The organism is Blautia sp. Marseille-P3201T, from assembly GCF_900120295.1.
Classification (GTDB): Bacteria; Bacillota; Clostridia; order Lachnospirales; family Lachnospiraceae; genus Blautia.
Genome location: NZ_LT635469.1, coordinates 346,475 through 358,589, shown reverse-complemented (window position 1 = coordinate 358,589; position 12,115 = coordinate 346,475). Strand labels below are relative to the sequence as shown.

Genomic DNA, 12,115 nt, shown 5'->3' with positions numbered 1-12,115 from the left:
CTTTCTTACTGCAAGCGGCTGGGTCTTCCATACAGCCCAATGTTCGACGGATTGAACGGGTCATTCACTACTCCACGTCTGCTGTTGGCTGCATGTACCATTCTGCCATTACCAACATAAATTGCCACATGGGAAATATTGCGGAACTGCCCATTCTGCTCATAAGAATAAAAAATCAGATCTCCCGGCTCCAGTTCGCCTTCTGTAACTTCCAACCCATGTGTTACCATAAATTCTCCCTGGGTAGAGGCAATCGCCGGAAGGGAAATGCCTACCTCCTGATACAACCGCTGTACCAGGGAACTGCAATCATAATATCCTTCCTCATACCGGTGTTCCTGGCTGTATTTGCAGCCTACCTTCGTCAGAGCCAGATTTGCAACGTCACTTCCTACACCAAAGGAAGGGATCTCATTTCTAAATTCCTCACTCATGACTTCCCTTAACAGTTCTTCTTCTTTTTCTGTCAGCTTTCCAAGCGCAATATAGTCCTCATAATTCAGGTTCTTGACGTAGCAGCCCTTTTTTGTTACCGTAATCTCATTTTCGTCCCCATCTGCCAGAAACGCTTCAAAAGTCTGATGTCCCCAGGCAGACGCAGTTGCATGGTCCGCACAGAAAACATCAAATTGTACTCCATACCGGTCAAATGCCCCGGTATCCTCTACGGTATATTCAATCCCGTTCATAATGATCCTGGTTCCCATAGGGACAAAGGGATTTTGTGCATCTACTGCAAGGGTATGGTCCGGTTTTGGCATGACACCGGAGGCTGTCGGTCCTCCTGCCCACTGCCCACAGCAGATACTGCACTGGCAGTAACCACTGGTGACAACATTTCCCAGACTTTCCCCTGCCTTTATGGTGGTGGTTATGGTCGTGTTTTCAAAACTGTTCATTTCATCAAAGATTTCCTTCAGCTTGTCCTTATGACGCTGATCCATATCCACACCCATATCCCCGGTTCCATACTTCACCATATAGACCATTAAAGTATCATAATAATTACTCACATAATTCCCATTTTTCTCATGGAGATAGGTAACTGCCCCATCTTCCCCATTCTGTCCAAGTTTTGTATTAAATTCCATGTAATAACCGCTTAAAACTTCCCGGACGGTAGGGTTCTCCTCAGACGGATTTGGCATGAACGCACCAAGTGGCGAACAGTATAAGAGGAAAAAGATAATCACTACAGGAATTGCCACCACAAGCAGAATACTAAACAGCGGAGCTAAAAGCGCCCCGGCAAACTGGACCACTTTCAGCATAAATACAGAGGCTTTCATCTTTACAATATCTTTTGCCACCTGTGCCAAACTGTCCTGCTGCCCATTTCCGGTGAGCTTATTGATCATATACTGGATTTTCCTCTGCCGGACTGCCTGCTTTTTCTGTTTCTCCATCTGTTTCTTTTTCATTGCTTTTGTTTCTTTGTAAAACTGCTTATTGGTAATCTTCCCATCAGCCTGTTTTACCTTTAATTCCTGCTCTGCCTTTTTATAGTTCCGGTCCTTCCACAGCTTTTCTGCCGGTTTTGCTGCTGTCCCCATGACATAAAGGGAATCATTGACTTCTTCCCCGCCTTCTAACTGGGTCAGTATAGCAGCCTCTCCCCGGCGTACCCCCTTTATGGCAGTCTGCTTCGCCAGGGAAGATTTCTTTGTTTCCGCCAGCTTTGCAGCCTGTTCCCTCCGGTACTGTTCCTTTGCCCGGAAACCAGCAGAGGGCTGGCTGTTTGGTGCTGCCCCCTGTTTCATCTGATCCGTCTGTAAGGTTCCCGGTACAGATACGGTACTTTTGGTCTTTCCATTTTGTTTTCTATCTTCTGCAGTTCCCCGGATTGCTGCCTCTTTCCCGGCCTGCTTTTTCTTTTCCTTTTGTTTTTCAAACAGCGCTTCTCTTCCCTGCTCCGGCTGTTTCCCTTTTTCTGCCCCTTCTTTTTTCTTTCTCTGCCCTAAAAGATCAGCCACCGGCTTAGAAGTAAAAGCAGCTTTCTTTTCCTTTGCAGATAAAATAGGATTTTTCTTATGCACCGTCACCTGGGCTTCTTTTTTTAATTTCAGCTCCGGCTCTTTTTCTTTTTTTACCTTAATCTCCAAAGCAGTCCCCCTCTCCGGGGTTTAATTCTTCTGCCTGATACCAGAGCGCCTGAAACAGATACCCCTGTTCCTTTTCTCTGGGTGGTGGACCGTACTCCTTTTCCAATTCCTGAAAGGCTTCCATAAGGTTTCCGGAAAATTCCTGGTAATCATCTTCTGTCAGGATATATTTTTCACTGAACAGTACCTGCTCCAATTCCCCCACTTCTACCAAATGGTCTATGTCTTCCGGGGAAAGTGGCGGTCCCAGTCTGTCATAAGTCTTTTCTTTCAGGTAGGAAAACTGATAAAGTTCCGTCTGCTGCGGTAAAATCTTCTCCTTACTGCCATCAAAGAGCAAAAAAATAGCTTCCGCTTTTAAGAAAACGGAAACCTCAGCTTGCTCACCATATTTTAGTGCCTGCTCCTTAGAAGGAAACTCCAGCCAGTCCGGAATACGGATTTCCAGCATCCAGGCTTCATACTGCAGTCCAAAAGATAATTGATATTTTGCGATAATTCCTCCTCCCTTCCACTACAAATAGTCATAATAAATCTCATTGGTATCTTCATGAAAGGACAATTCATACTGTCCGGGGATACCAGGATCTTCCATCCACCAACGGAAAAAAGCATCTACATCTGACCATAAGTGGGAATTGCACTGCCTTCCTGCAGCTTTCCTTAACTCCAGCATTTTAGCAAAAGCCCGCCGGTAAGCCCTCTCATAGGTCGGGAAGATGTGGAACTCCCGGTATCTTTGTTTTCCTGCCATAGGACAGCCTACACAGCCAACCCGGTGAAATCCCATTTCGTAAAGAGGGTTCACAGAGATTTTTTCAGACCGGATATATTCCCATACTTCCTGATCACTCCAGTCAATAATGGGATTGCATACATGTTTGCTCCTTAACCTGCAGACTTCAAAAAGCCGCCTGGTATCATCATTGTCATTATTTAAAATGACTGCCCTTTCTTTTCCGTTTGGAACAAAATTTTCATAAATCCCTCTGCTGTTTCTCCGCTTCCGGCTTTCTGCCCACCGGACACCTGTGAGAATGAAACGCCCCGTCCCCCCACTCTCTTTTAAAATCTCACAACAATAACGTACCGTCCTGGTTGGCGGTATCATTTTCATGGGGATCAGGCTCCACATGGTTATCCGCTGCCCCTTATAATAAGGTTTGTTGATACTACAAGGAATCCCCGCCTGTTCTGCTTTTTGAAACTGCTCCCTTACATAATAAACCGTTTGTGGGGCATCTGCGGTAGTCAGGTTGTGCATCAGTTCAAATGGCACACCGGACCGCCGCACCAGTTCCCTGCATACCGCGCTGTCTTTTCCTCCACTATCCGTCACGACCAAAGGAAGCCCATAGTGCTGTAGGGACATCTGGCTGGCAGTGCGGATACGTTCTATCGCTGTTTTTTCTAAATCCAATTCTGTTTCAGGAGGGAAGATATCTTTTACATGGCCAAAACTCCGCCTCCTTTCCTAATGTTATCTGCCGCCCCTTTTTGGCGGCTCATATCCATTTGCGGCATACGCTTCTACGGTCATACCGTATGACTCCGCTTCCTGTCGTATTTCCTCCATAACCTGTTCCCTGTATGATTTGTCCGGACAGGCAGTTGCAAAATCCCGGATATCCGGCATACAAGGCAGCTCCTTCCCTGTATTTAGTGCAATCCTGCTTTCCCGGACATAGGCAAGCATGGCTTCCTGATATGCCTTTCGTGATGCGTCCCCCTGTGTCAGCAAAGGGACTTTCTTTTCTATTTCCTGTTCTTCCAGAACCGCTGTTTCCAGTTTTTCCAGGTTGCAGAAATACTGAAGGGCAGGAAGCATCTCCTCCAGTACCCATTTCATTTGCTGTTGTTCATGTTTCCATTCTTCTGTTGTCCTGGCAGTCTGTTTCATAAGCTGCTGCCCTTCTTCTGTATGGAGATAATAATCTGCAAATGCTTTTACATGATCCAGCAGATTTCCTTCCCCGTCACCAAAATCCTGGCGCCCGGTATAAGACATGACTTCCCTCTCTGAGAGAAAACAGATTTCAAAATGTGTTTTGTAATAACCTGCCATATCTTTCTCTTCCACTGCCTGCCGATCCAGCTTTCCGAACAATTCTACCGCTTGATTTAATGGCATGGCTTCTTCCAATGGAATATCCGGGTGTTCACTGATCCGCACATACACAAAAGGTTTCAAGTCCACCGGCGGAATAAGTTTTACCTGTTCCAGTGTTGTTTTTAGCTTGTCTGCCTGTTCTTTCAGTTCTGATTTCTGCTCAAATATCTTGCTTCCCAGCCACCTGCTGTATTCCTCTTTTCCGTCTTGACATAAGGCTTTCCATATAATAGCTTCCTTATGTTCTGCTTCTTTCGGATAAAAGGTATGGTAAAAATCAGGATCAAGATTTTTTTCCAGTTTTATCATTTCATCTGCAAAATCAGCAGCGTCCATGCTCTTTTCTGTTAAAATCCCTTTGGTATCCACGACTTTTGTTTCTGGAAGATAAGCGCTCAGTTCCCTGGCAGCCCTTAAAAGCTCAGGGTATTCCTTGAAACCATAAACTTCCCCTAAAAAATCCACATCTAACTTGCCGCCGGAAACCAGTGGAAAGTCCAATGGAATACCATCTTCCTCCTCCACATGAAGCCCAATCCCTTTTCCTGCATTCAGCCTTTCAGAAGGAATACTCTGATAATACTTTACTGCTTCTTCTGCACTTTGAATATCCTCCCTGTATTCTCCATAACGGTTAAATTCCATACATTCTGCCACATAATACGTTGCCAAACGTCCGGTGGCATTCTCGCCCATCTCACCGTTTTCCACGTAGCAATACCTCCTTTTCACGCACAAAAAAAGCACTACCGTTTTTAGCGATAATGCTCTTTGTGTTACTTCTTATTTTCTTTTCTACTGTTCTTTATCTGTAAGAAAGATACTCTGAAATGCAATAGCTTCCTGTAATATCCCGTTCTATCACACCGGTCTGCTCTAAGCATTCCATATATTTCTTTATTTCATCTTCTGAAAAACGGGCTGCCTTATCCTCTGACCACTGTTTAAATTCAGATACAATCTGGCTGGCATCAATCCTTGAAAAAGTCTGGACTAAATAAGTTACCGTTGCAAGTCCTTCCAATTCATGATCACTTTCTATCTCATTCACATAAGCAACCGCTCTTTCGATTGCAGGCATAAGACGATTTAATAACTTTGTTGTTTTTTCACTACAGATTACCTGATAAGCTAACTGATACGTTGATTCCGTATCTTTTAAGCCATAAAAACTCTGATACTCTCCGATATTTCTACTAACTATATCAATGGAATGAGCATAGGGACCGTATTTATACTTCTGAAACGAAAAATATGGTTCTCCCAGATACAAATTCATAAAATATGCGGCTTTTTGCAGACGAAGTTTTGTACAACGGTTCAGCCCCATTTTTATTTTCATCAGAACTAAACTGGCCGCTGTAAGTTTAGGCGCAACCGCTGCCCTCTGTACATAATTTCTCTGGGGCTCATAAATCAAAAATGTAAAATTATCAGCGATTGGTTCTAATTTCTTTTGTATCAGTTCTTTTACTGTCTGCCAATCCAAACCACCATTTCCACACCCCAGCGGTGGAATGGCTACTGATTTCACATGCAATCCCGGAAGTCGTTCTACCAAAACGTCTAACGCTGTTTCTATATAGCTTATTTTAGAATTTTCACGCCATTTATCTTTCGTTGGAAAGTTTACAATCGTAATACCATTCTCTACAAATGTATGGATTGTCCCAACATGCAGTGTTTTATCTTTGCAGGCTTTTATATAGGCTTTATTATTTTCTGGAAATTTCAGCTTGAACTGATACGCAACTCCCTTTCCCATGTAGCCCTCACAGTTGACTGTATTAACTAAACACTCTGCACCAGACTGAAACATATCTCCAGTTGTGTATTTAATCAACACAACCACCTCCTCTCGTTACTCAAACCACTGGGGCATCACCGTAATAAATGGCGGTGGAAAGATAACACCTTTCTGTTTGAGCATATCTGCTACTTTGTTTTCAGTTTCTTTCGATGAAACATAGATACACTGGAAAGCATCAACTGGAATAACCAATGGACTCAGGCATTCCGCCATCTTTATCTGTCTGGCGTCCTCGTCATTCTGCCCTACTCTGGTAAGGATATCCCAGTCAATCATTTCAAAGCCTTCGTCATAATCGTATAGCTGGCACTCTTCCAATGCCAATGGGTGCTTAGGCAAAATACGGAAATTATTGCGTCTTGCCAAACTTCTGGTAATACAAATATAAATCATTTCTTCGCCCACATGCGTTTTTTTCACAGCCACATCAAAAGCTGAATATGGGTGAAAATGAAATGGAATATATCCGTCCAATCCTAAAACTTCTCTCTTACGTATAATTTCCGGATCTGCAACATCTCCAAACGTTACTGTATTCTCCCTTAAAATCTTTCTTGGCACAAGTCCAAAGTCAATGATCGATTCCAGGTTTTTTAACTCTGTTAAATGATATAGAAGTTTCCCTTCTTTCGCATCTTTTAATCCCATTGTTCTCCTCCTAGTATAACACACTTTAAACTTTAATCACAGAGCTTTTGTATGTTCCGTCAATGTGTTTGTTTCCATAAACAAATTTTCCTTTGTACCCATTATATGGTTCCAGTATTGATACGTCAATCCTATTAACGTACCTTCTCTTTCTCACTCTTTACATAAGGAAGAGATTGCTCTGCTGCTACTTCTTCCATTTGAAAGTATTCTGGCAGTATGTTTTCTTCCCTGAAACTAAAATACCGGTTCTCAGCCACCACGATATGATCCAACACCTCAATCCCCATAAGATTGCCGGCTTCTGCCAATCGCTTTGTCACTTCTATATCATGCCTGCTTGGTTCTGGATCACCAGAAGGGTGGTTATGTGCCAAAATGATACTGCTGGCATTGGATAAAATCGCAGATTTGAATACTTCTCTTGGGTGAACCAGTACACTATTTAACGTTCCCATACCTACTACGTTGACATTAATAACCTGGTTTTTTGTCCGAAGGTTTAAAATACAGAACATTTCCCGGTCACAATCTTTTAAAAAATCCTGAAAGAGTTCTGCCACATCACAGGGATTTTTTAATTCTTTACTACTGTATAGAGGAGGTTCTTCCACCAGGCGTATACTTACCACATCTATTTTATGTGTCTTCTCCATGTTCTTCCTTTCCAAAACAAATCTCCAGCATAATTCCCTCCGGCAGATTTTTTAAAAGTCTTTCCAACTGTTCTAAATTCATTTCTATTTGATATGTTTCAGCCATTCTGCCACCTTTCCCATGATATACAAAAAGAGTGCCTGATAAAAGCACTGCACTCTTTTTGTCCTATCCTTTTTCTACTTTACCGACTTATAATTTTTGCTGTTGCCTAATTTTTTCTCGTCTGTCATACCTTTTCCTTTACAGATAAAAGAAAAAGTTCCTTTCAGATTACATTACTCCTGCTTTGTCTGCAACGCCTTTTCGTGAAGGTTGGTATTGAAAAGCGCATACAGCGGATTGGCTTCTTTTTCCATACGGTTATCAAATGGAATACAGGTATTTCCATACTTAATGATCCCCGTACCGGAAGGAGAATTATCTACATATTTTAATTGTGCTTCTGGAATTCCTGCTGCAGTGGATAATTCCTGACTGTCTACATTGGACTGCTTTAACAGGGCAATAAACTCACTGTTCCCCAGCATGGTCATGGCTGTATAGTTCTGCAGCATATCAACCAAATTTTGGGTGATTCCTGTGCATAGTCCCCCTTGCTTCCTCACTTTTTTCCAGAGGCTGAACAAAAATTTCGCACTATACTCCCGGTCAAGAACCGTATGGAACTCATCTATATAAAGCCAGGTTGCCCTTCCTTTCTTTGCGTTTTCTGCAATCCTGGCACTGATATTTTCCAGCATGACCAGAGTGGAAATGGCTCCCAGCTCTTTCCCCAGGTCCCTGGTACCATAGACAATGAACCTTGCCTGTACATTCACATTGGTATGGTTATTGAAAATATTTAAAGAGCCATTTACAAACAGCTCCAACGATAAAGCAATGTCCTTTGCCTCTTCTTCTGGCTGCTCCAACAATAACTCATAAAATTCTGACATGGTAGGGATATGCTTTTCCCTTGCCTTTGCAATGTCGATATACAGCTTTCGTACACAACGGTCTATAATGGATTTATGGCGGCTGTTTAGATTATCCCCGTAACATTGTTCACACAGCCCCAGCATAAATTCCCCTTTATCTCGGATATATCCCTGGGAATCGTTTAAATCCAGCGCCCAGACATCCATCTCCAAAGGATTGATGTAATTCTTTGTATAGGTAGACAGGTTAATGATTGCCGCCTGGTTTCCCAGGGCTTCTGCAATATCAAAATATTCCAGTGTCGGATCGATACAGATAATATCATCATCTGTTCCTAAGAACACCTGCAGCATTTCCGACTTACTGAAATAGGATTTTCCGGAGCCGGGGACACCGAATACCATTCCATTTCCATTTGCCAGTTTTTTCCGGTTTCCAATGCAAAGGTTATGAGAAACCTGGTTAATGCCATAGCAGACGCCGGACTTTTCGTTTAATTCCTGTACATTAAAGGGAAGAAGGGCTGCAATATCCCTGGTGAGCATGGTCCGCATTGTGCTGATCTGCCGGTTTCCCACTGGAAGTATGGTATTCATAGCTTCCCTCTGCTGATAATAGTGGGTTTCAATCTGGCACATGCGTCCATTGCCGATATTTTTAATGGTTTCGGTTACACTGTCTAACTCCTTCTTGTCCTCTGCCATGATCAGGAAATTAACCCCTGTATAAAACAGGTTCTGGTCATTTTCCCGCACGTCGTCCATAAGATTTACAATCTTCTCCTTCTGGACTTTCTTGATATGAGAAATGTCACTGGAAAAGTCGTTATTTTTATTACGGACTCTCTGCTGCTTTAAAATATCATTTTCAATGCCCAGATATTTCTTCTGAAGAACCTTATTTGCCAGTTCTTTTGGTACTGGTACAATGCAGATTGTAGTGATGCTATGAACCGGAAGACTGGTAATCTCATTTAAAAAGGTATCCGATAAAGAAGACGGATATTTTTTAATGAATAATGCCCTGCATTTTTTCCGTTCCGTTTCAAAATAACCTGGGTAAAACTGCATATACCCTGGTGAAATATCATTTTTAGGATCACCGCCCTTTTTTAACGCCTGTCTGAAATCAAAGGAGAATTGTTCTTCTTCCCCTATACGGTAAAAATTGAAAAGTACCCGCAGCCGCTCTTCTGCATTTAATTCTTCAATGCAGGAACCAAGTTCTCCAAAGTTCTGTTTTAAGGTAGCTTCAAAAGTGGCAAAAAATGCTTTTGCCTGTTCGTAGGATTTCCGTTCTACACATACAGTCAGCAGTTTTTCCTGCTCAATCCCCTGCCTTCCATCTACAATGCGCTTTTCAATAATCTGGTTATAACTTCCACGCAGCCAGTTAAAACCATCTCCTTTTTCCTGGAAAAGTACATGCTCCCGGAAATCCTGCATATTTTTATTCCGATTAAAAATGGTAATAAGAAAATATACATCAATGGCATTTACCGTCTTACAATACTGCTTTAAAATCCGCATCTGTTCTTCTGCACCTGCGGTTACATAGTTAATATCCAAAAAACGGTATGTCCTGGAATATATCCCCTTCCCTACTTCAAAAATGCCATTTTCTGCAATTCTCCCAATCCCCATGACTTCCTGAAGATATTTCGGGGATTTTACTGCTTTATCTGCTTTTTTTAACTGGTCAAACTTATCTGAAAAAATTGACAATCTCTAATTTCCTCCTTTCAGGCAGATGGGACCACAAACACAGCAGCTTCCATCTGCCGCTACATGTCTGTGTATCCCTCTCCTGAAATGGAGAGCAGGCGCTATTTCACGCCTTGATTGCATATTCTGGTCAACGGTACATCTTATACCACACCGCTGCTGCCGTACCAAGTACAATCATCACTACCGTTACGATCCCCATACGGATTGCCTTCTTTTTCACCACGTTGACATCACCACCTTTCTTCTCTTTTTTCTGTTCCTTTTTCCTTTGCTGTACTTCCCGTTCTTCTTCCTGACGGGTTTCCATATAAATCTGTTTCAGTTCCTGCACCGATTCCGTAGAGCCATACACCAAAGGGCGGTTAAAAAAGGAAAAATAAATCATCTTCCCTGCAAACTGCCAGAATGTCAGCCCATGATAGTTATAAAACCCAGTCAGTGCCAGAGGTACAACAAAAGGGGTTGCCACATAACAGCTCAAAGTAATCCCGATTTTTTCATACAAAAGCAGGACAATCCCAGTTCCTACGCCCAATGCCAATGCCGAAAACAAAAACTGTTTTGCTGTAAGTCCTAGAACCAGGGATTCTTTATAATGCTGTAGGTCCTCACTTAATTCAATCTCCATTTACATGTCCTCCCTTCTTACCGGCTCCTGTCCTTTGCAGATAGAAGCCGTTTCATGCTGCAAAACTTCTGTTCCCGGCGAACACACGACTTCATTCCCCCATACGTCCCAGCCAGGTGCTTCTCTACGCGCAAATAGCTCAACTCGTGGGACATCTCCCATTAACTGTTCAATTCTGTTTCTTGCCTCCTCTGGCTTTTTACTATGTTCTTCGATATGTGTGATAAGGACTTGATGCACACGCCTGGAATAACGCTTTGGGCTTCCTTTTGTTGCAAGAATACAGATTTCAGCATTTGCTCTTGTCCAGTATCCCATGCCCCAAAATAAAGAATCCGCTTTCTTATTCTGCTTAATCCAAACAAATGCTACCGTTTTATAGGTAAATCCCCACGCTTTTACAACTCTCCATATTTCTTTCAAAAGTGGAAATGTAATCCAAAGAAATAATGCACAATTTTCATCTGCCAGTTTCCCTACCGGCAACTTTTCTATTTCTTCCATGCTCATGGTTGGATAATGGCTTTCTGCGGAACGCCCACTGCCCTTTTTACTCCACACCCGGTATGCCCAGGGGGGATCTGCATAGATAACCTGATATTTTTTCATAATCCTCCTTTTTATGAGCTTCTATCTTCCAAACAGAAGCTATTTTTTGCCTTACACTACAATCCCAGTGCCCTGGAAGTCAGGTTCTGCGCCCCTTTTACAGTGCCTACCGTCAGCGCAACCGTAAAGGTCATTTCCCCCAAATAAATCAGGGTTTTGGCCCAGTCCTCATAATCTCCGGTAAAGGTCGGAAGACCGGAAGAAATAAACTGGTTACACAAAAGGATTGCCAGTGCCATCGTGACTGCCTCAAAAACAACACTGATAAAATATTTCATATAGGCTACAAAGGTATTGCTAAGCCCCCGGTTTCCAGCCAGGGTACTGCTGGCAATCGCCCCAAAAGGTACAATTACCATGATTTTCAAAAAGCGGAAATAAACATTGTACAGCAGGAAGAAACCACAGATAATAACGATTAAAGACAGGAAAACAGCAAGTATCAAAAATACGATACTGGTTCCAAATCCCAAATCTTTAATCACTTCTGCCTGCGCCGGGTCAATGGATAACTCCACACTCTGGTTTTGCCCCAAATGCCCCACCAGGTTTCCACAGGAAGTAAACAGGGCTTTCATAATGGTAATGTTATAAGATACCAGCCACTGTGCAATGGCAACCCGGATAAACATACGGAGAATTGCTTCAAACCGGATTTCTTCCCGGATATCTACCGACTCTGCACAAAACCCTATGACGAAAAAAAGGACTACCAGGGCAGAGCCTATCCCAACAAAAAGGGGTTCAATCCCTTCAATGATCCCCCAGGGCCCGCCTCCTTTGAATCCGGTAGGGGACTGTCCTAAAAGTTCAAATACGAGGCTGACCTGGTTATTCCAAAATCCAAACACGATTTCCAAAAGTGCAAGGATCGCCTCTCCTAAATTAAACATCACTTCACCT

12 protein-coding genes are annotated in these 12,115 nt (G+C 42.8%); all 12 read right to left on the bottom strand.

The features are described 5' to 3' along the window. Positions 1-5: 5 nt before the first annotated feature. Positions 6-2,102 carry a C40 family peptidase gene (locus tag BQ7352_RS06660; RefSeq protein WP_072448049.1) on the bottom strand — a complete coding sequence of 699 codons (2,097 nt, stop codon included), beginning with the start codon at positions 2,100-2,102 and terminating at the stop codon, positions 6-8. Beyond that, on the bottom strand, positions 2,092-2,553 hold the full coding sequence (locus tag BQ7352_RS06655) for a hypothetical protein (protein WP_025577477.1): 462 nt from the start codon (positions 2,551-2,553) through the stop codon (positions 2,092-2,094). The genes BQ7352_RS06660 and BQ7352_RS06655 overlap by 11 nt, the downstream gene beginning before the upstream one ends. A gap of 63 nt (positions 2,554-2,616) precedes the next feature. Beyond that, positions 2,617-3,474, bottom strand: a complete 858-nt coding sequence (locus BQ7352_RS06650; RefSeq protein ID WP_083429885.1) for a phosphoadenosine phosphosulfate reductase domain-containing protein — start codon at positions 3,472-3,474, stop codon at positions 2,617-2,619. A gap of 108 nt (positions 3,475-3,582) precedes the next feature. Further along, the gene (locus tag BQ7352_RS06645) at positions 3,583-4,923 is read right to left on the bottom strand and encodes an LPD25 domain-containing protein (RefSeq protein WP_072448045.1); all 1,341 of its coding nucleotides are present in this window, start codon (positions 4,921-4,923) and stop codon (positions 3,583-3,585) included. A gap of 94 nt (positions 4,924-5,017) precedes the next feature. Next, positions 5,018-6,058 (bottom strand): type II toxin-antitoxin system antitoxin DNA ADP-ribosyl glycohydrolase DarG, encoded by a 1,041-nt coding sequence (darG, locus tag BQ7352_RS06640; RefSeq protein ID WP_200791374.1) that lies wholly within the window; start codon positions 6,056-6,058, stop codon positions 5,018-5,020. Positions 6,059-6,073: 15 nt separating this feature from the next. Further along, positions 6,074-6,670 (bottom strand): DarT ssDNA thymidine ADP-ribosyltransferase family protein, encoded by a 597-nt coding sequence (locus BQ7352_RS06635; RefSeq protein ID WP_072448041.1) that lies wholly within the window; start codon positions 6,668-6,670, stop codon positions 6,074-6,076. A gap of 134 nt (positions 6,671-6,804) precedes the next feature. Next, on the bottom strand, positions 6,805-7,326 hold the full coding sequence (locus BQ7352_RS06630) for a JAB domain-containing protein (protein ID WP_072448039.1): 522 nt from the start codon (positions 7,324-7,326) through the stop codon (positions 6,805-6,807). Beyond that, the gene (locus BQ7352_RS14970; RefSeq protein ID WP_255610470.1) at positions 7,310-7,432 is read right to left on the bottom strand and encodes a hypothetical protein; all 123 of its coding nucleotides are present in this window, start codon (positions 7,430-7,432) and stop codon (positions 7,310-7,312) included. Before BQ7352_RS14970 ends, BQ7352_RS06630 begins: the two co-directional genes overlap by 17 nt. Before the next feature lie 173 nt (positions 7,433-7,605). After that, positions 7,606-9,972: a VirB4-like conjugal transfer ATPase, CD1110 family gene (locus BQ7352_RS06625; protein WP_072448037.1), complete on the bottom strand. Its 2,367-nt coding sequence runs from the start codon at positions 9,970-9,972 to the stop codon at positions 7,606-7,608. Between the two features lie 130 nt (positions 9,973-10,102). After that, positions 10,103-10,603, bottom strand: coding sequence for a PrgI family protein (locus tag BQ7352_RS06620; protein WP_021651665.1), 501 nt, complete (start codon positions 10,601-10,603; stop codon positions 10,103-10,105). Continuing rightward, positions 10,604-11,212: an MT-A70 family methyltransferase gene (locus tag BQ7352_RS06615; RefSeq protein WP_021652487.1), complete on the bottom strand. Its 609-nt coding sequence runs from the start codon at positions 11,210-11,212 to the stop codon at positions 10,604-10,606. 56 nt (positions 11,213-11,268) lie between these two features. After that, positions 11,269-12,105, bottom strand: coding sequence for a hypothetical protein (locus BQ7352_RS06610; RefSeq protein WP_025577460.1), 837 nt, complete (start codon positions 12,103-12,105; stop codon positions 11,269-11,271). Between the last annotated feature and the right edge of the window lie 10 nt (positions 12,106-12,115).